Annotated in this window: 15 protein-coding genes and 1 pseudogene; 10 read left to right on the top strand and 6 right to left on the bottom strand. The window is 65.9% G+C overall.

Features of this window, described 5'->3' with window-relative positions; genetic code table 11:
- Positions 1-74 precede the first annotated feature (74 nt).
- A complete protein-coding gene (locus tag RKD05_RS06425) occupies positions 75-860 on the top strand; it encodes an SDR family oxidoreductase (RefSeq protein ID WP_424708803.1) in 786 nt (261 codons plus the stop codon).
- Positions 861-906: 46 nt separating this feature from the next.
- The gene (locus tag RKD05_RS06420; RefSeq protein WP_424711778.1) at positions 907-1680 is read left to right on the top strand and encodes a hypothetical protein; all 774 of its coding nucleotides are present in this window, start codon (positions 907-909) and stop codon (positions 1678-1680) included.
- On the opposite strand, the gene RKD05_RS06415 is transcribed toward RKD05_RS06420, so the two are convergent.
- Positions 1677-2624 carry a helix-turn-helix transcriptional regulator gene (locus tag RKD05_RS06415; RefSeq protein ID WP_424708802.1) on the bottom strand — a complete coding sequence of 316 codons (948 nt, stop codon included), beginning with the start codon at positions 2622-2624 and terminating at the stop codon, positions 1677-1679. The genes RKD05_RS06420 and RKD05_RS06415 overlap by 4 nt on opposite strands.
- A gap of 97 nt (positions 2625-2721) precedes the next feature.
- Between RKD05_RS06415 and RKD05_RS06410 the strand changes: the two genes are divergently transcribed.
- Entirely contained in the window at positions 2722-3177 is a 456-nt protein-coding gene (locus RKD05_RS06410; protein WP_424708801.1) for a VOC family protein, read from the top strand.
- 56 nt (positions 3178-3233) lie between these two features.
- Here RKD05_RS06410 and RKD05_RS06405 read toward each other — a convergent pair whose 3' ends face one another.
- Positions 3234-3791, bottom strand: coding sequence for a dihydrofolate reductase family protein (locus tag RKD05_RS06405; RefSeq protein ID WP_424711776.1), 558 nt, complete (start codon positions 3789-3791; stop codon positions 3234-3236).
- Between the two features lie 567 nt (positions 3792-4358).
- Between RKD05_RS06405 and RKD05_RS06400 the strand changes: the two are divergent.
- From RKD05_RS06400 to RKD05_RS06380, 5 genes and pseudogenes are all read left to right on the top strand, one after another.
- A pseudogene (locus RKD05_RS06400) lies at positions 4359-7482 on the top strand (BPTD_3080 family restriction endonuclease).
- Positions 7482-10103, top strand: a complete 2622-nt coding sequence (locus tag RKD05_RS06395; RefSeq protein WP_424708799.1) for a site-specific DNA-methyltransferase — start codon at positions 7482-7484, stop codon at positions 10101-10103. Before RKD05_RS06400 ends, RKD05_RS06395 begins: the two are co-directional and overlap by 1 nt.
- The gene (locus RKD05_RS06390; protein ID WP_424708797.1) at positions 10100-10969 is read left to right on the top strand and encodes a DUF7380 domain-containing protein; all 870 of its coding nucleotides are present in this window, start codon (positions 10100-10102) and stop codon (positions 10967-10969) included. Before RKD05_RS06395 ends, RKD05_RS06390 begins: the two co-directional genes overlap by 4 nt.
- A gap of 108 nt (positions 10970-11077) precedes the next feature.
- On the top strand, positions 11078-11989 hold the full coding sequence (locus tag RKD05_RS06385) for a DUF4209 domain-containing protein (protein WP_424708795.1): 912 nt from the start codon (positions 11078-11080) through the stop codon (positions 11987-11989).
- Positions 11986-14844 (top strand): ATP-dependent helicase, encoded by a 2859-nt coding sequence (locus tag RKD05_RS06380; protein WP_424708793.1) that lies wholly within the window; start codon positions 11986-11988, stop codon positions 14842-14844. The genes RKD05_RS06385 and RKD05_RS06380 overlap by 4 nt, the downstream gene beginning before the upstream one ends.
- A 78-nt stretch (positions 14845-14922) precedes the next feature.
- Here RKD05_RS06380 and RKD05_RS06375 read toward each other — a convergent pair whose 3' ends face one another.
- A complete protein-coding gene (locus RKD05_RS06375; protein WP_424708791.1) occupies positions 14923-15768 on the bottom strand; it encodes a helix-turn-helix transcriptional regulator in 846 nt (281 codons plus the stop codon).
- A 103-nt stretch (positions 15769-15871) separates the two neighbouring features.
- Here RKD05_RS06375 and RKD05_RS06370 point away from each other — a divergent pair, with 103 nt between their 5' ends.
- A complete protein-coding gene (locus RKD05_RS06370) occupies positions 15872-17278 on the top strand; it encodes an MFS transporter (protein ID WP_424708790.1) in 1407 nt (468 codons plus the stop codon).
- Between the two features lie 163 nt (positions 17279-17441).
- Here RKD05_RS06370 and RKD05_RS06365 read toward each other — a convergent pair whose 3' ends face one another.
- A complete protein-coding gene (locus RKD05_RS06365; protein ID WP_424708788.1) occupies positions 17442-18155 on the bottom strand; it encodes a hypothetical protein in 714 nt (237 codons plus the stop codon).
- Positions 18156-18358: 203 nt separating this feature from the next.
- Entirely contained in the window at positions 18359-19234 is an 876-nt protein-coding gene (locus RKD05_RS06360; RefSeq protein WP_424708787.1) for an NAD(P)H-binding protein, read from the bottom strand.
- Between the two features lie 72 nt (positions 19235-19306).
- Between RKD05_RS06360 and RKD05_RS06355 the strand changes: the two genes are divergently transcribed.
- Complete coding sequence (locus RKD05_RS06355; RefSeq protein ID WP_424708785.1) at positions 19307-19930, top strand: TetR/AcrR family transcriptional regulator; 624 nt, start codon at positions 19307-19309, stop codon at positions 19928-19930.
- Between the two features lie 4 nt (positions 19931-19934).
- Here the strand turns inward: RKD05_RS06355 and RKD05_RS06350 are convergent, their stop codons facing one another.
- Positions 19935-20597: an alpha/beta hydrolase gene (locus RKD05_RS06350; protein WP_424708783.1), complete on the bottom strand. Its 663-nt coding sequence runs from the start codon at positions 20595-20597 to the stop codon at positions 19935-19937.
- Positions 20598-20832 lie beyond the last annotated feature (235 nt).

Below are 20832 nucleotides of genomic sequence, written 5' to 3'. Positions count from 1 at the left end.
GCGTTCATGTCCCACAGGACAGCATTCGTGCTACCGTCCTGCAGGACAGTATTCGAACGAGGGAAGAGACACGCATGCCGAACACGGATCGCGACCGCCTGGACGGCCGCCGCACGCTGGTCAGCGGGGGAACGAAGGGGACGGGACACGCTGTCGCCGAGCGCCTGCGCGAACTGGGCGCCGACGTGTGGGTGTCGGCCCGCTCGATGCCCGAGGGCTATGCCCACCCCGACCGGTTCATCGCGGCCGACACCTCCACGAAGGAAGGCACCGACCGCATCGCCGCCGAGATGCAGAACGCCGGCGGCGTCGACATCCTCGTGCACGTGGTGGGCGGCTCCTCTACTCCGGCGGGCGGCTTCGCGGCCGTCCCCGAGGAGAAGTGGATCGCCGAGCTGCAGCTGAACTTCCTGGGCGCGGTGCGCCTGGATCGCGCGCTCATCCCCGGCATGATCGCGCAGGGGTCGGGAGTGGTGCTGCACTTCACGTCGATCCAGCGCCAGATGCCCCAGTGGGAGTCGACGCTCCCCTACGCGGCGGCGAAGGCCGCGCTCCGCACGTACAGCAAGGGGCTCGCGACCGAGCTGGCGCCCCAGGGCGTGCGCGTGAACGCGATCAGCCCCGGTGGCATCCGGACGGAAGGGACTCAGGGCTTCTACGAGCGGATCGCCGAAGCCAACGGAATCAGCCTGGATGCCGCGGCCCAGCGCGTCATGGACTCGCTCGGCGGCGTCCCCCTCGGAAGGTTTGCCGAGACGCAAGAGGTCGCCGACCTCGTCGGCTTCCTAGTCTCCGACCGCGCCTCGGGGATCGTCGGCACCGAGATGGTGATCGACGGGGGCACGATCCGCACGGTCTGACCGGCGCCGCACGAGGGCGAATCCGTACACTCGGATCGTGCTCGACATGAGCGACCTCTGGCGAAGTGCGCTGGCAGGGACCCGCGCACCGCTCGAACTCGCCCTCGTCGCGGACAGCCGCCTCCCCGGGCCGCGCGCCAACCTCGAGCTCGCGGCGCGGTTCGCCGACACGGTCGCGACGACGGCGGTCGAGAATCAGCCGCGCGCCCTCGAACTCCTCGGCGACTGGCTGACGCTCCCCGCACGCTTCACAGCCACCGTCCCCGACGGCGCCGCCGAATTCCTCCCCGCGTGCGCGGCCCTCGCGGCCGGGGCGCTCAACGCGCGCGACCTCCGCACCCGGGCCGCTTCCGACCCCCGCTGGCGGGTCCGCGAGCTCGCCGCGACGGGCGTGCAGCGTGTGCTGACCGAAGGGTGGGATGCCGGGATGCAGACGGTCGACGACTGGCTCGGCTCGGGCGACCCCCTGCTGATGCGTGCGGCCGTTGCCGCCGTGGCCGAGCCGCGTCTCCTGCGCGACGCCTCCCACGCGACGCAGGCGTTCGAGGTGATCCGGCAAGCGACGAACGCGCTGCTCGCCACGCCCGCGGACCGCCGTCGCGAGGACGACGTGCGGGTCCTCCGCGCGGCGCTCGGCTACGCGATCAGCGTCGTCACGGTCGGCTCTCCGGATGCCGGCATCCCCCTGCTCCAACAACTCGCCGCCTCGGACGACACCGACGCACGCTGGATCGCGAAAGAGAACCTGCGGAAGGCCCGGCTGCGGCCGTTCGCCGATCGCCTGGCTGCCGCCCGAAAGGCCGTCGGGCTGGAGGCCTAGGCGGCTCCACCCGCCCGCGCATACCGCCCCGCCACCACCCCGAACGCCTCCGCCAACTCCGGCGGCCCCACGACCTCCATCTCGGCCTCGAACCGCCCGAACGATGCGGCGAGCGCTCCCCACGACCACGACCCCGCCTCCAGCGTGCAGCTTCCCTCGTCGACCGCCGTAACGGTCCCGTCGCCGGCGAAAGGCGACACCTCACGCGCCGGGAGGTGCAGCAGAACCGTCCCGCGGCACGGCCAGGCGTTGGCATCCGCTCCCTTGAATCGGGCCGAGACGAACGCGTCGACGTCACCGCCGGGCACCGTGCGCGGGGTGAAGGGGGCGCCGTGCGGGATGCGCGGATGGATGCCATCGACCCGGAAGATGCGCCAGTCGTCGCGGTCGAGATCCCACGCGACGAGGTACCACCGACCGTCCGCGACGGCGAGGTGGTGCGGCTCCGCCCGCCGCAGCGTGCCGCCGTGGTCGAACCGCAGCGTCACCCGGTCGCGGATCGCCTGCGCGAGCGTCACGAGCACGTCGAGAGAGATTCCCGTGGATGCCACCTCCCCCGGCCGCGCGACCGTCGTGACCTCGAGGGTGTCGAGGCGGTGCCGCAGGCGTGAGGGCATGACCTGACGCATCGTTGCGAGCGCGCGGATCGCCGCCTCGCCGATGCCCGGGCCGAGAGCCGGGGCGGTGCGCAGCGCGATCGCCACGGCGAGCGCCTGGTCGTCGTCGAAGAGCAGCGGGGGCAGCTCGGCGCCGGAGTCGAGACGGTACCCGCCGTCCGGACCCATCGTGGCCTCGATGCGGTACCCCATCTCGCGGAGGCGATCGATGTCGCGACGCACCGTGCGGTCGGTGATGCCGAGCCGCGAGGCGAGCAGCGACCCCGGCCAGTCGCGCCGCGTCTGCAACAGCGACAGCAGGGTGAGCAGCCGCGATGTCGTGGTCATGGCATCCAGGGTATTTGCGGTCTAGGACAGAAACCGCCCTATACGGCTGCGAGGGTCGTGGCACGAGCCGACCCGGCCCGAGACCCAAGGAGCAGACATGTCCGTGCAGACCACCCCTCACCTGAACTTCCGCGGCGACGCGCGCGCGGCGTTGGAGTTCTACCAGTCCGTCTTCGGCGGGCACTCCGTCGTGAACACGTACGCCGATTTCGGGATGCCGGCCGAGATCCCCGGGGCCGACAAGGTCGTGTTCGGCCTCGTCGCCGCCGAGAACGGGTTCCGCCTCATGGGGTACGACATCCCCGGCCAGACCGAGGGCGGCATCGCCGGCGGCGGCTCCACCCGCCGCGAGAACAACACGACGATCACCGACCAGGCGCTGTTCGTCTCGATCAGTTCGCCCACGCTCGACGAGCTGCGGGGCTACTGGGATGCCCTGGCGGTGGATGCCACGATCGTCGAGCCCCTCGCGGCATCGGCGTGGAGCGCCGGGTTCGGGATGCTGACCGACCGGTTCGGCGTGACGTGGAGTGTGTCGGTCGCCGCGGAGTGACCTACTAGCGAAACGGGATGCCAGGGCCTCGCGCGGCCACTCCGCGCGGGGCACCGCTACGCCGCCGGCCGGTACCGCTGCACCGTGACGCCGGAGCGGAACTCGCGCCGCTCGATCAGCTCGAGCGTCAGCTTTACGCCGTTGAGCAGCCGCGGCCCGCGACCGGCGATCACCGGATGCACGACGAACGTGTACTCGTCGATGAGCCCCGCCGCGGCGAGCGCGATTGGCAGTCGCACGCCGCCGAGCGAGATCCCCCGCCCCGGCTGCGCCTTGAGCCGCCGCACCCCGTCGACGACATCGCCGCGGAGGAGTTCGGCGTTCCAGTCCACGGCATCGAGGGCGGTGGATGCCACGACCTTCCGCATCGGATCCATCACCTCCGCGAAAGCGACCTCACTGGTATCCATCCAGTCCGGCCACTGTCCCGACGCGGGTCGCCGCCACGCGCCCTCCATCAACTCGTACGTGACGCGCCCGTACAGGAGTGTGTCGGAGCGGCGCAGCTCGTCGGTCCAGAACGCCATCGACTCGGCGTCCGGCGGCAGGCCCGCCTCGTGGTGGACGCACCCGTCGAGGGAGACGTTGATGCCATAGCGGAGAGGTTGGGGCATGCCTTTAGCTTCGTCGCCGGGACTCTTCTGCGGAAGGGCCCGCCGCCGAGGAGCGCGCCGCCTGCACCGCGAGCGGCGCTGCAACTCCACGGGCTCGACGACCTCGATCGCCACCTCGAACCGCCCGAACGACGCGGCGAGCGCACCTAACGACCATGGCCCCACCTCGAGAGTGCACCGCTTGTCATCCACTTCACTGACGGTGCCCTCGCCCGCGAACGGCAGCACGTCGCAGGCGGACGCGTGCAGGAGCACCGTCCCCCGGCAGGGCCACTCGAATCACGCCGCTGGCTCCGCGGCGCACATATAGCTCGCTCCCGATTCGGCGTGCCGAACGCCGACCAATCGCGCACCATGGTTTCCCATGATGCGAGCGACACTCGGCGCCCAACCACCGGCCCCGCCGCGATAAGCGCCGCCCAGAGTGAGACCGGCGCCGCACGCCAGTCGACCGATAGGGTGCTCGACAGCTGAACAGGGGGGCCTGTAGGTCCGACGTCGATGTCGATGAATACGGCAGTATGTGAGAACGGTGCCGTGGTGGGCGACGCCTGGCTAGGAGGTTCAGTGTCCGACGTCAGCGCAGCGCTGTCCAATCCGGTGCTGAATTCCGCGTATGACGAGCCCGCGCGACACTTCGAGATGGGTCCGAGCGGTCCCACGGGGAATGTCATCGAGACGCGGCGTCCGAGCGAGTTCTTCATCCCCATCCCGAAGCCGAAGCGAGGCGCGGGAAAGGCAAAGGCTTCACCGCAGCCGACCCTCGATTTCTCAAACCTCACCGACGAGCGAGTCGAACGCAACGACAAGATCGACCAGCTCCGCGATGCGCTCCGCGACTGGCGCCGCCAGAACTACCCGGGCGTCACGGCCATCAGCCGCAAGCTGCTGCTGCACTGGTCCGACCCCACGCGCGAGGACCGCATCCTCTTCGCTCAGCGTGAAGCGGCCGAGACAGCGATCTACCTCGCTGAGGTCGTCGGACGTGACAAGTACGACCGCTCGAGCCTCGCCGGTATCGACTGGCGTGACACTCTCGCGGACGCCAATGCCGAGCACAACGCCAATCTCCCGCGCGTAGCACTCAAGATGGCGACAGGCGCTGGCAAGACCATCGTGATGGCGATGCTCATCGCCTGGCACACATTGAATAAGGTGAACTCGCCACAGGACTCGCGGTTCGTGAAGCGGTTCCTGATCGTCGCTCCCGGAATCACGATCAAGGACCGACTTCGAGTACTCCAGCCCACCGAACCGCGAGACGTGAACTACTTCGATCTACGCGGAGTCGTGCCCCAGGATCTGCGAGCCCAGCTCAATCAGGCTGACGTCCACATCATCAACTACCACCAGTTCACGGCACGTACCACGAGCGCAGGGAAGGGCATCAGCGCGAACACGCGCAAGCTGCTTCTGGCAGGTAAGCCCGACCAGGGCGCATTCACCGAGACGCCGCAAATGGTGGTCACGCGCGTGCTCGACAAGCTCGGCCGCGACAAGGGCGAGATCGTCGTCTTCAACGACGAGGCACACCACTGCTACCAGCCGAAGGACCTCGACGAGAAGCTCGACGCGGACACCAAAGAAGCGAACGAAGACGCCCGCGTCTGGTTCAAGGGGCTCGTCGACATCCGCCGCTATGGCAACAGGGGCAAGGACGGCATCAAGACGATCTACGACCTGTCCGCCACACCCTTCTACCTAAAGGGCAGCGGCTATGGCGAAGGCTCGATCTTCCCGTGGGTCGTCAGCGACTTCGGCCTCATGGATGCCATCGAGTCCGGAATCGTGAAGGTGCCGCGTCTGCCCATCGACGACAACGCGCAGGCAGACCTCGTCACCTACCTCCACCTCTACGACCAGGTGAAGGATGACCCGTCCTGGCCCAAGCGGGTGGCGCTCTCGGCATTGCCGGCGCCCGGCACCTGGAACATGCCTGCGGTGCTGGAGGGCGGCATCCGGTCTCTCTACAAGTCCTACGAAGCGGCATATGAGGATTGGGAAGAACGGCTCAAGCCGCTGGACGAGCCGCCACCGGTGATGATCGTCGTCACACCGAACACGCTCGTCTCCAAGCTGGTCTACGACTGGATCGCCGGCTATGAGGTGGCAGACGGCGAGCAGACGCGGCACGTCAAGGGCAATCTCCCTTTGTTCAGCAACGTCGAGAGCGACCAGCCCTTCGCCATCCCGCGCACGATCGTCGTCGATTCCAAGCAGCTCGAGTCCGGTGAGGGCATGAAGGATGACTTCAAGATGGCCGCGGCCGAGGAGATCGACGCATTCAAACAGGCTTACCGCAAGTCGAACCCTGGGGCGGATGTCGACAAGCTCGATGACTCCGACCTGCTTCGCGAGGTGATGAACACCGTCGGCAAGCGGGGAGAAGCTCGGCGAGCAGGTTCGTTGCGTCGTCTCGGTGGCGATGCTCACGGAGGGCTGGGATGCGAACACCGTCACCCACATCCTCGGGGTGCGCGCGTTCGGATCTCAGCTCCTGTGCGAGCAGGTCGTCGGCCGTGGGCTCCGCCGCCGGTCCTACGCGGCCGACCCCGAGACAGGTTTGTTCCCGCCGGAGTACGCCAACGTGTACGGCATCCCGTTTTCGTTCATCCCGAGCGACAAGCCGCTCGACCCGCCGAAGCCTCCGGAGCCGAGCATCCGGGTGCAGGCGCTGGAAGACCGAGCCCACCTACAGATCGAGTTCCCGGTGCTCTCCGGGTACCGGGTCGAGCTGCCCGATGCTCCGCTGATCTTCGACCTGGACGCAGCCGATGGCGTCGTGATCAACGGGAACACCGTCCCCAGCTGGGTAGAAGCGGCCGGCATCGTCGGGCAGAGCGAGCGGATCGAAGGGATCAAGGAAGCACGCGAGCAGGAGGTCGCCTTCGGCATCGCCAAACGCACACTGCGTTGGCTGTTCCCTGACGCAGACGATCACCGACCATGGCTGTTCCCACAGCTCGTCGATTTCGCCCGCGACTGGCTCCGACACAAGGTGCATGTCGAGTCCGGCTACACGATCGGATTCCTGACGCTCGCGGAGCCGCAAGAGCTCGCCGCGCAGGCCATCGGTCACGCGATCGCGCGCCTGGACGACTCTCAGCGCCGACCGCTGATGAGGCCGATCCTTGCATTCGGCGAGCACACCCACAGCACTGGGGCCGTCTGGTTCGACACCCGCAAGAAGACCTTCGAGACCACGCTCTCGCATGTCTCGCACGTCACCCTCGACGGCAAGGACGGCAACTCGTGGGAGAAGCGCGTCGCGCAGGTATGCGAGACGCTTGCGCGCGATGGGTTGCTGACGAGCTACGCGAAGAACGACCACCTCGGGTTCGAGATCCCATACGTCCACCAGGGCCGCAGCCACCGCTACCTGCCCGACTTCCTGCTCCGCCTCGCTCCCGTGGACGGCGAGGACTTCCCCCGCACGCTTATCGTCGAGGTCTCCGGTAGCCAGAAAAGCCCCGGCTCGACCAAAGCGAAAGCCGACACAGCCCGCAACATGTGGTGCACCTCCGTCAACAATCACGGCGCGTTCGGCCGCTGGGGCTACCTGGAACTCGGCAAGGCTGGGGTCGACGACGCGGAGCACGTGCTCCGCCAGGCGATCACCGACCACATCGCTGATCGCCCGATCGTCGGAGACCCTGACCTGCTGTCCCGCTACATCTTCGAGGGAGTCTGATGGCACGCCCCCGCCCGCCCAAGGGCCCGACCCAGGTCACCGCATACGACCACGACGACAAGCGGTCCAACATTCCGACAGCGGATGCTGCGGCGACCTTCTACGACGAAGTGAAGGAGGCGCTCCCCCCAAAGCGTTATCCACGCAACGTCGACCTTGACCCTCAACTGGTGTGGAAGGGCAAGGACGAGCAGGACGATGGCGACCTCATCATTGATGCCCCTCCCATCTACATTGAGGAGAAGATCGCCCCTCAAGCCCTGATAGAGAACCTCACGAGACAGTCGAGCGCTCGCCGGTCGGATGACCTCCCGAGCCTGTTCGACTTCGACGACTTCGACGAACTAAAGGGCCTAGAGAACGTCGAGTTCTACCGCCATGAGGAGTCATGGAAGAACCGAATGATTCTCGGCGATAGCCTCCGAGTCATGGGCTCACTCGCTCAGCGCGAGGCACTACGAGGCAAAGTGCAGATGGTCTACATCGACCCGCCGTACGGCATCAAGTTCGGTTCGAACTGGCAGGTGCGAACCGATAGTCGAAATGTACGCGACGGGAACATGACTGATGCGGCCCGCGAGGCTGAGCAAATCAAGGCGTTCCGCGACACGTGGCAACTCGGTATCCACTCCTACCTGGCGTACCTCCGCGACCGCTTGATGGCGGCGCGCGAACTACTTACGGACAGCGGCAGCGTGTTCGTGCAGATTGGGGACGAGAACGTACATCTTGTGCGTTCGCTACTTGACGAGACTTTCGGTGCTGGCAACTTTGTGAGCCAGATCAAGTTCGCGAGCACGAGCGGCTTCGCGCAGGCGACCGCGCTCGGTCGCGCCGGCGACTATGTCCTTTGGTATGCAAAGAACATAGACCAGCTCAAGTCGAGGCCGCTCTGGCGAAAGGCGACTGAGAGGCAGGCTTACAACTGGGTCGAACTTCCCGATGGGTCCCGCCGGGGTATCAGCAGGCAGGAGCGCATTGATCCGACGCTCCTTCCGCCAGGAGCGCGGCCGTACACCCCAGGGGACATGCAGTCTCAGGGCGCGTCGTCGTCTCCGCAGCCTTTTGAGCACCGAGGAAGGCGCTACCTCCCTGGGGCCTCGGCCCATTGGAAGGCAAACTACCCCGCGGGTATGGAAAGACTTGCCTGGGCGAACCGGATCCACGTTGCGTCAAACAGTATCCGCTATGTGCGTTACGCGGATGATTTCGGATATCAGCCCTACAACAACACATGGACCGACACCGCGACTGGTAATTTTACGGATGACAAGATCTATGTCGTTCAGACCGGCTCCAAAGTGATCGAACGATGCATGCTCCTCACGACAGACCCCGGCGATTTGGTCCTGGACCCTACATGTGGATCCGGTACCACCGCGTTCGTCGCTGAGCAGTGGGGGCGTCGTTGGATCACGATCGATACGTCGCGAGTGGCGCTCGCGCTCGCGCGGCAGCGAGTTGCCGCTGCTCGGTACCCGTTCTATTTGCTCGCGGATAGTGATGAGGGACGCAGGGCGGAGCAACTCACGCCGAAATATACAGCGGGTGACCTGCGACAGGGGTTCGTCTACGAGAAGATTCAACGGATCACCCTCGGGTCTATCGCAAACAACCCTGATATCCATGAAGGCATGGCTCGCGATGAGATCGAGGCGGCGGTCAAGAAACATGCTGACTTCGAGCTCCTTTACGACCGCCCGCTCGAGGACTCGCGCAAGGTGCGGGTCGCGGGACCGTTCACGGTTGAGTCGTTGTCACCGCATCGAAGTCTGTCCTTCGAGGATGCCGATGAACTTAGGCCGGGAGCGATGGACGCAGATTCGCCGCCGTTCGAGCAGTCAATCCTTGCAAACCTGCGGGTTGCGGGTATTCAGAACGGCCGCAAGGCCGAGCGTCTCGTGTTCTCCTCGCTTGAGGGCTTCCCCGGCGCCTACGTCCAGGCTCTCGGTGTTCAGGAGAATTCCGATGAGTCCATCGCGATCGCAATCGGCCCGCAGTATGGCACCGTTTCTGCTGGCTTCATCAAGCAAGCCGCACGTGAGGCCGTCGATGCGGGGGCGCCTGTTGTCGCCGTTCTTGGTTTTGCTTTCGATCCGCAGTTGGGTGTCGAGACGGACGAGGAGGGCTTCGCAGTTGTCGCCGGAGTGCGGGACCTGGGCCGCGTAAGAGTCCTCGTGGTGCGGATGAACGCCGACCTGCTAATGGGTGATGAACTCAGGAACACGGACAAAGCGAACCTCTTCACCGTGTTTGGGGAGCCCGATCTTGTCTTGCGTGCTTCCGGGCCTCAGTGGGAGGTAGAGGTGCGCGGCGTTGATGTCTACGACCCGACCTCAGGAGAAGTGCGCTCGAACTCAACAAGCGAGATCGCGCTCTGGATGATCGACACCGACTACGACGGCGAGAGTTTCTTCGTCCGCCACGCCTACTTCCTCGGCGACAATGATCCGTACAAGGCGCTGAAGACAGCGCTCAAGGCCGATATCGATCCCGATGCGTGGGCGACTCTATATCGCCCGGTGTCTGTGCCGTTCGACACGCCCTCGACTGGCAAGATCGCGATCAAAGTCATCAACGACTATGGCGACGAGGTCATGAAGGTCCTGGAGGTGTCGTGACCGTGGCAGAGGTCGAGGGCGGGGCGCCGTGGTTGAAGATCCTTGAAACGACGAGTTTCCAGGACGCACTCGCACCGACCGACACAGGCCTGACTGGTTTGGATAGCCGCCTCCGCTCGTTGGCAGGCTCGGAGGACGGCGACGATGAACGTTACCTCGCGAACCTCTTGGCGATGGTGGCGTCGTTCTGGCCGCGACCTGACGATTTTCAGACCCCGTATGGCCCGATGATCGTGCTTGCGGACGGTCAGAGAACGGCGATCCCGGGAGACCTCACGAAGCAGGACCTGCTCATCTTGGCTGCCGTGGTGGATGCGCTCCCAGAGCACGTGTTCCGCAGTCGAGTCCTCGACGTGCTCGCACTGCATGGAGACCGATCTCTACGTCCCCAGCGCCATGCGGCGCAGGTGCGGGCGCTCGTTGAGAACGGGCTGACGGCGGGTTCGATCATTCACGCCCATGACCAATGGGAGCGCGGCGTTGTTGTTGCGGTGCGATTCGGCTCAGCTACGCAGGTTGAACGGGATGCACTCGAGCAGATGCTTGTGGATGCGGCGCTCACGAGCCCCGATGGCCACCTCGTCGTCCTGGTCGCTCGGATGCTCCGGAAGCACAGTCTTGGAAGGCCTGCCGCGCACGACATAGCCGTTCGCCTGATGGCGGTCACCGACGCTCCCAATTCATTTGCCGCTCGCAACACCTTGGAAGAGGCAGCACAGTGGTTTAGCCGAGCTGGAGACGCTGTGGCGGCTGAAGATGCTACGTTCCGGGTCGTCGAGAGCCTGGTTTCGGACGCGGATGACGCAGCGCAGGTAGGCGGACGCGGCGGAATAGTCGCCGTTGCCCACCTTGAGGAAGCGCTATAGAAGCTGCGAACGATTCCGCGTTCCGCGCGGGATCGACTTGGAGCAGGTGAGCTTGCTGGCAACCTCGCGAGCCGAATCCGGGAGGCCGGAGCCTCTGCGATCAGTGAGATGCAGACTTTTCGGAGCGAGAGCGGCGACCTGTCAGAGCTGGTGCAAGGCCTTGTCGATCATCTATCCGGCCAGGAGGCACTTGAGGCACTCAGACGGTTCGCAGAGATTCAGTCGTTCGCTCGATACGAGGCCACCAGGGCCAGTGCAGAACACACTCTTGTGGAGCATCCTCTGACTGCGCTCTTCCCGGTTCGGCACTTCGACCGTGATGGCAGAACCGTGTTTCGGTCCGACGGCGATGACGATGACGAGGTGTTCGGCGAGAAGGGTCCAGTATGGCGCCACATGGTTCAGGACTATCAGTTTCGAATCGGCCTGCTTGGGGGATCACTGATTCCTCGCGCGTGGATGCAACTCACGAGTGAACACCACCTGAGACTTCAGGACTTCGAGGCAATCACGCACGGGAGTTCCCTCGTCCCGCCAGGTCAAGAAGCGCTGTATGCGCGTGGCCTTCTTCAGGGCTACGAGGGTGACTTCGCCTCTGCGGTCCATCTCCTTGCGCCGCGCGTTGAGGCGGTGGTGCGGTATCACCTCGCGAACTCGGGCGAACGGACGAGCGCAATCGACAGCGATGGCGTAGAGAACGAACTCGGTCTGTCAGCCCTCATGAAGAACGCCCGCACCGTCGACCTGTTTGGCCCCGACATCACCTTCGAGATCCGCGCACTCCTGTGCGGGCCGATCGGGCCGAACCTGCGTAATGATGTCGCCCACGGCTTGGTCGATGATTCGATTGTCCATAGCTCGGCGGGCGTCTATCTCTGGTGGTTCGCCCTCAAGCTCGCGTTCATCCCGTACTGGAACGCTCTCCACGATGCTGAAACGGCCGATGCGCGTGAAGCGGAGTCGCCGACGCTTGAAGATGAGCCGCAGGAATATGAGGACCCGCTTGATGACCAAGGATGAGCGAGCCACGAAGGACCCCGGGCAGGTGGCCGGCGTCGCTGGTCGACGGTAGCCTCCCGGTTATGCCCGCATATACACCGGCCCAACAAGCCGCCATCGATGAGCTCACCGTTCCGCTCCAGCTCATCGCCTGTGCAGGCTCAGGAAAGACGCAGGTGATCTCGCAGCGAATCTCGCGGATCCTTGGGCTCCCGGGTGCGCGGCCGGGGAACGTGATTGCGTTCACCTTCACGGAGAAGGCCGCGGCTGAGCTGAAAGAGCGTATCCACCGCATCGTTCACGACGAACACGGTGAGCTGGCGGGGATAGCAGAGATGTATGTCGGCACGATGCACGGGTTCGCTCTCAACCTGCTGCAGACCTACGTGCCTGAAGCGTTCAAGTACGGAGTCCTCACGGACATCACGCAGCGTCTGCTGATTGACCGCGAGTCGACGAAATCAGGGCTCACGACATGTCCCACGACCGCCCCGAGCCGACCTACGCTCTGGCGCTACGCAGACTCGAAACTGTACATGCAGGTGCTTTCAATCCTCCAGGAGGATGAGGTCGACTTCGACCTCGTGCCAGACGGGGTCGCCAGCAGCTTGTATTCGTATACAGACCTGCTGGCACGGCGGAAGTACTTCGACTACACGGCGATGATTGCTACCGCTGTCGCATTCCTCGAGTCAGATCCAGATGACCCCGACCTCTCCACCCCAGAGCGGGAGCTGCTTCGGCACATTCGTGAGGACATCAAGTACGTCGTCGTGGACGAGTACCAGGATGTGAACCCCCTCCAAGAGAAGCTCATCGCCGGGCTCATTCGGTGGGGCGCCAACCTCTGCGTCGTCGGCGATGATGACCAGACGATCTACCAGTGGCGTGGGTCCGAGGTCTCGAACATCCTCACCTTTGCCGACCGGCACGACGACGTGCGTACGATCGCTCTCGCCGACAACTTCCGTTCCTCGAAGGGCGTCGTTCGTCTGGGCCGTGCCGTCGCTGAGTGGCTCCCACCCAATGAGCGACTCCCGAAGGCGATGGAGTACGCATCGCACCAGACTTGGGAGCGCGGAGACATGCTCGCCCTCGAGTTCGCGAATCCCGAGGAAGAGGCCGCATGGATTGTCGATCGCGTCGAAGCCCTGCGGGGGATGCCGTTCACCGACACACCTGATGCGGCATCGCGAGGACTGTCCTGGTCGGACTGCGCCGTGCTCTATCGCACCGTCAAGGACGCCGAACCTCTGGTTGACGAGTTCCGACGCCGCGGAATCCCCTACATCATTAAGGGACTCGCGCGGCTGTTCGATGCGCCGGAGATCGAAGCACTCGTTGGAATGTTCCAGTTCATGGTCGGTGAGATCGATGAAGCCACGCTGGGGAGCCTGTTTGGACGGGCCGATATTCTTGGATCGCCCGAGCTGTTGGCGCGCGGTATCCGAATTCTCGAGGAAGGCTCTGACTTCAGTCGCGGCGACCGGTGGGGCACCTATAACGTGCAGCGTCTCTACCTGGACGTTCTCGAGGCAATGGATGTCCGCGAAGCGACGATCCCGGGCTCGCCCGCGCGAGCGGAGCTGGTGATGTATCAGCTCGGGAAGTTCTCACAGGTGATCTCGGACTTCGAGGCGATCAACTTTGCATCCGACCCGCAGCGCAAGTACGAGGGATTCGTCCGGTTCATCACAGACGATCGACAGGCGCCGGCGTACTACGAGGAGGCGGGCGAGGACGTGGGATTCGCCACCCCTGACGCGGTCACGATCACGACGGTCCATCGGGCAAAGGGAATGCAGTGGCCAGCCGTGTTCGTGCCCTGCCTGCGGAAGAACCGCTTCCCCATTCGCGCAAGCGGCGGCTTGAATGTCTTCCACGTCGTGCCGATCGAGGCCGTCCCGAACGGCCCTCGATACCGCGGTGGCTTGTCGGAAGAGACTCGGCTGTTCTATGTCGCAGTCACGCGCGCGCAGAAGTACCTCTACATGTCGTGGGCACCCATCGCGTCGAACCAGCAGGCGCGACGCCAGTCCGACTTCTTCCGCGATGCATCCGGCTCCGACTGGGTGCTCACGGCCGACCCGGGTTTGCCTGCGGTGGAACGGCTCACACCAGTGCCGAAGACGGAGACTCCGGCAATCGCCATCTCGTTCTCCGAGCTGAAGTACCTGCTGGAATGCCCGTACCAGTTCAAGTTGCGATTCATGTACGGGTTCAATCCGCCAATCCATGAGGCGCTGGGCTATGGCAAGGGGCTCCACGACGCACTCGCTGAGATGCACAAGCGCGCGCTTGCCGGAGACGTTCCCACCAAGGCAGAAGCCGAGGACCTCGTTGACCGCCACCTCCACACGCCGTACGCATACCCGGCGCTGCGCGAACAGTTGCGTCGGGCTGCCGTGAAGGCGCTGAACAACTACTTCGATGACCACGGGGAGGATCTCACGCGTACCGTTCACTCAGAGAAGCAGATCGAGGTGGTCGTCGCGCCGGGCGTCACGGTTGACGGGCGAGTGGACCTCATCAAGAGGCTCGAGACGGACGAAGTGTCAATCGTTGACTTCAAGTCCACAGAAGACGCGCAAAAGACAGCGACAACCCGCGATCAGCTAAGCGTGTATGCGCTCGGATACCAGGAGCTGACGGGGGAGTCCGCGGATCGGATCCAGGTGCTCAATCTTGACGAGAAGGGCGACCATCTAAATGAGGCGGTTGACGCTGAACTCCTTGATGCGATCCGCGCGAAGATCGAAGCAGTTGCCGTTAGCATCCGTGCCGACCACTTCGAGTGTGGCCACGATCACTCGAATGACACGGCGTACAACGACCTGGCCTGGCTCACGACGGGGGCGCCGGGGCCCACCGGCTAGGCGACTGCGCGCTCGCCGCCGCAGATCATCCTGACGGCAGGGTTGTCCGTCGGGCCCGAATGACCAGCCTTCCCACCCTCACCCGAGTACCGCCAGCGCATCCGCCGCTGCACTCCCCACCGCCGCCGTATGCGTGAGCAGCCGCTGGCCGTTGCTGTCGGGCAGGTGCAACACCTCGTAATGCAGGTCGAGGTCGCCCACCTGCGGGTGGTGCAACCGCTTCGTCCCGCTCGAACACAACCGCACGTCATGCTTTGCCCACAGGCGCGCGAACTCCCGACTATTCATCGACAACTCCCCCACGAGCTCGGCGAGCGCGCGATCGTCCGGATACTGCCCCGCCACAAACCGCAACGACGCCACCGCCGACGCCGCCTCGTCCGCCCAGTCACGGTGCAACTCACGCGTGTGCCGGTCGAGGAACAGCAGCCGCATCTGGTTCGGACGCGTCGCCGGATCATCCGGATCCGTGAACGCCAGATGCCCCGCCACCAGCGCATGCCCGAGCGGATTCCACGCCAACACGTCATTCCGCCGCCCCAGCAGCAACGCCGGCACCGACGGCATCGACGCCAGCAGCGCCAACGCCCCCGGCACCGCCACCTCCGCGCGCGACACCCGCTTCCGCCGCGCGGGAACCGGACGCGCCAGCTCGAACAGATGCCGTCGCTCGTCGTCGTCGAGGTCAAGCGCCCGCGCGAGCGCCTCGATGATCGCGTCACTCGCGTTCGACGACTGCCCCTGCTCGAGCCGCGTGTAGTAGTTCACCGATATCCCCGCGATCTGCGCCAACTCCTCGCGCCGCAGCCCCGGAACCCGCCGCTGCCCCCACGACGACACCCCCACCGCCTCGGGAGTCACGGCATCCCGCCGACTGCGCAGAAAGTCCCCCAACTCGCTCGACACCCGTCCCCGCTGCGGCATCCCCCCAGTCTGCTTCACCCCACCCACGCCGAGCCTGCCCCTGCGAGTGGTACCCCCACCCGAGTCCTGGCTCCCCCGAATCCCCCTTCGAAGAGTGGATGCCATGACCCCACTCACCACGTCCACCAGTGCCGCGCAGCCCGAGGCTCTTGGCATCCGTCAGCGCCTGGCGCTCTTCGTCCTGCTCACGGCGAGCTTCACGCTCGCGGTGGACTTCTCGATCCTCAACGTCGCCCTGCCACGGATCGGCGCGGAGGTCGGCTTCGGCCTCGCCGACCTGCAGTGGATCGCGACGTCGTTCGCGGTGTGCGCGGCCGGCTTCACGTTGTTCTTCGGACGCCTCGCCGACCTATTCGGTCGCCGACGCCAGTTCCTCGTCGGCATCGCGCTGCTCGGCGTCGCGTCGCTCGTCGGCGGGCTCGCCGGCGAACCGTGGGTGCTCATCGTGGCGCGCGTGGCGCAGGGCATCGCGACCGCGGCGGTCACTCCCGCGGCGCTGTCGCTGCTGACCACGTCGTTCCCCGAGGGGCGGCTGCGCGACTGCGCCCTCGGCCTCAACGGCGCCATCATGGCCGCCGGCTTCACGACCGGCGCGGTGCTCGGCGGACTGCTCACCGACCTCGTCAGCTGGCGGTGGGCGTTCTTCGTCAACGTCATCGTCGCGGTGGTCGTGCTGGCGATCGCCCCCGCGGTGCTGCGCGAAACCCGGGCCGACGAGCGGCCGCGCCTCGACCTCGTCGGCGCGATCACCGTCACGCTCGCCCTCGCGGCCGCGGTGTTCGGGCTCACGCAGGCGAGCGAGCACTCGTGGGCCGATGCCCGGAGTTGGGGCGCGCTGACGTTCGCCGCGGTCATGGTCGTCGCGTTCGTGCTCACCGAGCGGGTGGTGCGGGATCCGCTCGTGCCGCTGGCCGTGCTGCGCCGCCGGACGACCGCGTGGGGCAACCTCGCCGGCGTGATCGCCTTCGCGACCGAGACGTCGGTGGTGTTCCTGCTCACGTTGTACCTGCAGAACGTCCGGGGATTCAGCCCCCTGCAGGCCGGCCTCGTCTTCGCCGTGCTCGGCGCCGGCACCGTCATCGGCGGACTGGTCGCACCCCGCGCGATCGCCCGGATCGGCGCGACCCGCGCGATCGTCGCGGGACTCGTCGTGCAGGCCGCGGCGACCCTGTCCCTGGCCTTCCTCGACCAGTTTTCGGGCTGGCTCGTCGTCGTGCTCGTCGGAACGTTCATCGGCGGAGTCGCCAACCTCGTTGCGATCGTCGGCTTCATGGTCACCGCGACCACTGGCATCCGGGATCAAGAACAAGGCCTCGCGACCGGTATCGCGACGATGAGTCAGCAGATCGGCATCACCGTCGGCACACCGGTCATGTCGGCGATCGTCGCGGCGAGCGCGGCGGTGGCCGCGGGGGTGAGCGCGGCGCTCGTGGTGAATGCGGCGATCTGTGTGGGGGCGGCGGTGGCCGTCGGGTTGGCGCTGCGGATCCGTCAGTCGCCGCGGCGCTGAAGGTGCCGGCTCCCGCACCCGCGCGTACCGAGAGACGCGAGCTGCCCGCTGGCCATCCCGGGCGCTCGGCTCCGATTCAGACCGGCAGATTGAACGACCGGCAAAGAAGAGAGCCGGCTGCCCGTCCCGCGGTCACGACGAGAGGAATCACGACCCCGAGGATTCACTTCGGACCGTCAATGTCGTAGACCATCCCCGCTGCGTAGAAGCATGACTTCACACCCAGGTCGTGCACGTCGAACGGGTATTGGTTCTGGAGACTATCCGTGAGAAACACCGAGACTTGCTCAACCGTGACATCACTGGCGATCAGCGAATTGTCTTTCAAACACGTGTACGCGATCGTCGCCGCGTCCGCGTACAGGTTGGGGTTTCCTTGCTGCGTCTCGAACCCCGCCACCACATAGACCGACGTCTTTTCTCGACAGAATCGGTCCGACGCCATCAAAGCATCGACGTCTTCGACAACAGGTGGAGGCTGCAGGTTTACGACGCCCGTCGGGTATCGAGTCTGCTGGAGCTCGTATCCGGCTTCGGACATGCAATCCGTATACAGATCGAGCGCTTCTTGATACTGCGCCTGTGTAATGAAACCCGTCTCCGTAGCTTCTCGAAGAACGCGCGTATCATATTCGGTGGAATCCGGCGAAGTGAGCCATTGCGTGAACAGATCCTTCAGAGACGATGCAAGTTTCGCCGTCGAAGTCGCGCCTTGCGGATCTGTGTGTCCAGTCGTCGCCACACATGCTGTCGCAAGCACCGCGATGGCGAACAGCGGCGCGGAAAGTTTCACGGCCGCCACGGCGAAATGGCCTTCGCGTGAGGCCCGACCACGATCAACCATGATCGCCCCCCCCCAGATGATTTTGTAACTCATGCGCCGGATTCCGACTTCAGACGCACGCGGGCGAATGTATACGCCAAGCACGCGCAGCGGCCACTGGCTTCGCCTACCAGATCACCCCAGGAAGAGACCTTTCGCGGATCAGGTGCAGGGGGCGTCACACGTGGCGGATGCGACGATCTGTATGGGGGCGGCGGTGGACGTGGGGGTCGCGCTGCGTCAGCGGCGAGCGACGCTCAGCCCGCGAACGCCGGCGCGATGACCTCCTCCGCGAACTGCCGGAACGTCGTCGGGGTCGTGTTCTCGGGCGTACGGGGCACGACGAGGTCGAGACCGTTCTCTTTCGCGGCATCCATGTCGATCATCGCCTGGGCGACGGCATCCGAGAATCCGTAGCCGATCATGGTGTTCTTGGTCTCGTCGCGTGAGCCGCGCTCGTACCGGATCGGCGTGCCCAGCACCTCGCTCAGGGTCGCGGCCATCTCGGCGAGCGAGACGTCTGCGGCGCCGAGGAGGTCTACCGTGTCCTGCCCGACCCATCCGCGGTCGCGCAGCAGCCGTTCGGCGATGTCCGCGATGTCCCGCGTCGCGACCGCGGGAAGGGCGAGGTCTGCCGGGTGCGTGCCCGTCAGGACGCCCGCCCGCAGCGACGGCAGCTGGCGCAGCACGTTGTCCATGAACGACGGGTTCGCGAGCGCCCGCACGTGCACGCCGGTCGAACGGAACAGATCCTCCATCGCGAGCGAGGCCGACACGTGACCCGCGTATAGCCCCGAACCGCGCCCGAGCGCCGACACGATGACCACGCGCTCCACCCCGTGCCGATGCACGGCCTCCGCCCCCGGGATGCTCGCCGTCACATACGTGTCGAAGATGTCGGGCGCGGAGTGATCGGCCGGCATGAGCCAGAACAGCGCATCGGCACCGGGCAGAGCGGCATCCAGGACTCCCCGATCGCGATGCGAGCCGACCACCACCTCGACGCGTTCGCGCACGGCATCCGTCAGCTTCGACGGATCGCGGACGATGACCCGCACCGGCTCATCGTGCTCGAGCAGACGCGCGACGAGCTGGCGTCCGATGGTGCTGGTGGGGGCAGTCACGACGATCATGGTGGGGAGCTCCTTATGTTCGGCGAGTTCGTAAGTAAACTACACCGTACCGTTTACTTCGGGAAGGATCCCATGGCACGTCGCGGCGACGCCCTCCGCGCGCACATCCTCGATTCCGCGAAAGCCCTCTTTCTCGAGAACGGCTTCGAGCGGACGTCGATGGATGCCGTCGCCGCCCGCGCCGAGACCTCGAAGCGGTCGCTCTACGCCCACTTCCCCACCAAGGACGCCCTGTTCCTGGCCGTCATCGACCGGGTCGACGACCTCTTCCAGGGCCGCATGCGCACCCCCTCCGACTACGCCGACGAGCCCGTCGAGGCCGTCACCCTCTTCAGCGCGCGGTTCCTGCAGATGCTCGCGTGGGCGCCGATCCTCCAGACGTTCCGACTCGCGGTCACCGTCGCCGATCAATTCCCCGAGGCCGCGCGCCGCATCCACGCCGTCTTCTTCGAGAGCACCGCGTCGACGCTGAGCGCCTACATCACCGGCATCCTGGATCTCAGTGCGCCCGACGCGAAAGCGCACGCGACAGCGATCCTCGGAGCGTCCATCTCGCCGGCGTTCGAGGAGATGCTGCTCGGCGTCCGCCCGACGACGACCGAGATTCCGGATGCCGAGACCCTGGGCTCTGACGTCGGCCTCGCCGCGATCCGGCAGGTGGTCGAGGCGCGGCTCGCGTCCGTGGCGACGCGCTGACGCGTCAGCTCGTCAGGTGCCGGACGAAGAACCGCCCGGCATCCTCTCCCGCGAACGCCGGCACACCCGTGTGCCCGCCCATGTTGGCGACGAGCGTCTTCTCACGCGAGGCGAACGCGTCAAACAGGTCGAGGGCCGCCTGACGGTCGTTGCCCTCGTCGTCCCACTGCAGAAGGACATGGATCGGGATGCCGATCCCCCGCGCCTCCTCCATCGTCGAGCAGGGCACGTAACTCCCGGCGAAGAGCCCCGCGGCGGCGATGCGCGGATCGGTCGCGGCGAGCCGGACGCCGACGGCGATGACTCCGCCGGAGAAGCCGACCCCGCTGCCGATCTCGGGCAGCGTCTGGACGGCATCCAGCGTGGTCTGCCAGTCGGGGACAGCCTCGTCGACGAGCGGAAGGATGAGCCGGTCGATCACGTCGGCGCTCGGCTTCTCACCCGCGGCGAGCGCCGCGCGCAGGTCGGCGCGAGCCTCGTCCGCGCCGGGCAGCGGCGGGCGATCACCGGTGCCGGGGAGTTCGATCGTCACGCACGCGAAGCCCTCCGCCGCGGCGGCTTTCGCGCGGGCGACGAGCCGCGGATACATCCGGCGCGTGCCGAAGCCGCCGGGTTGGTTCAGGAGGAGCAGCGGCGCCGGGGATGACGGAGTGGCGGTCGGTGGCATCCACAGGATGCCGGTGAAGTCGGCGAGCGTGAATTCGCGCTCGAGGATGCCGTCGTCGAGCAGGGTGTGTGTGGTGAAAGCGCATGGTCTTGCCTTTCGGGAGCACGGGGTGGGGGTGCTCCCGGGCGACTTAGCGCCGGACCGTGACTCCGCGGAGGAGCACCCACGTCGATTGGTTCACGGGGACCACCTCCTTGAGTCTCAGCACGGCTGGATGAACTGTACTCCGCGGGTC

Origin of the sequence: Microbacterium sp. SLBN-111, from assembly GCF_049739645.1 — a bacterium.
Lineage (GTDB): Bacteria > Actinomycetota > Actinomycetes > Actinomycetales > Microbacteriaceae > Microbacterium.
Note: the sequence above shows the minus strand (reverse complement) of the source record. Positions and strands in the feature narration are given on the sequence as shown.

Bases quoted from the DNA above. Each gene is read 5' to 3' on its own strand.
- RKD05_RS06425 (WP_424708803.1), top strand. From the start codon at position 75: ATGCCGAACACGGATCGCGACCGCCTGGACGGCCGCCGCACGCTGGTC.
- RKD05_RS06420 (WP_424711778.1), top strand. From the start codon at position 907: ATGAGCGACCTCTGGCGAAGTGCGCTGGCAGGGACCCGCGCACCGCTC.
- RKD05_RS06415 (WP_424708802.1), bottom strand. From the start codon at position 2,624: ATGACCACGACATCGCGGCTGCTCACCCTGCTGTCGCTGTTGCAGACG.
- RKD05_RS06410 (WP_424708801.1), top strand. From the start codon at position 2,722: ATGTCCGTGCAGACCACCCCTCACCTGAACTTCCGCGGCGACGCGCGC.
- RKD05_RS06405 (WP_424711776.1), bottom strand. From the start codon at position 3,791: ATGCCCCAACCTCTCCGCTATGGCATCAACGTCTCCCTCGACGGGTGC.
- RKD05_RS06395 (WP_424708799.1), top strand. From the start codon at position 7,482: ATGGCACGCCCCCGCCCGCCCAAGGGCCCGACCCAGGTCACCGCATAC.
- RKD05_RS06385 (WP_424708795.1), top strand. From the start codon at position 11,078: ATGCAGACTTTTCGGAGCGAGAGCGGCGACCTGTCAGAGCTGGTGCAA.
- RKD05_RS06380 (WP_424708793.1), top strand. From the start codon at position 11,986: ATGAGCGAGCCACGAAGGACCCCGGGCAGGTGGCCGGCGTCGCTGGTC.
- RKD05_RS06375 (WP_424708791.1), bottom strand. From the start codon at position 15,768: ATGCCGCAGCGGGGACGGGTGTCGAGCGAGTTGGGGGACTTTCTGCGC.
- RKD05_RS06370 (WP_424708790.1), top strand. From the start codon at position 15,872: ATGACCCCACTCACCACGTCCACCAGTGCCGCGCAGCCCGAGGCTCTT.
- RKD05_RS06365 (WP_424708788.1), bottom strand. From the start codon at position 18,155: ATGAGTTACAAAATCATCTGGGGGGGGGCGATCATGGTTGATCGTGGT.
- RKD05_RS06360 (WP_424708787.1), bottom strand. From the start codon at position 19,234: ATGATCGTCGTGACTGCCCCCACCAGCACCATCGGACGCCAGCTCGTC.
- RKD05_RS06355 (WP_424708785.1), top strand. From the start codon at position 19,307: ATGGCACGTCGCGGCGACGCCCTCCGCGCGCACATCCTCGATTCCGCG.
- RKD05_RS06350 (WP_424708783.1), bottom strand. From the start codon at position 20,597: ATGCCACCGACCGCCACTCCGTCATCCCCGGCGCCGCTGCTCCTCCTG.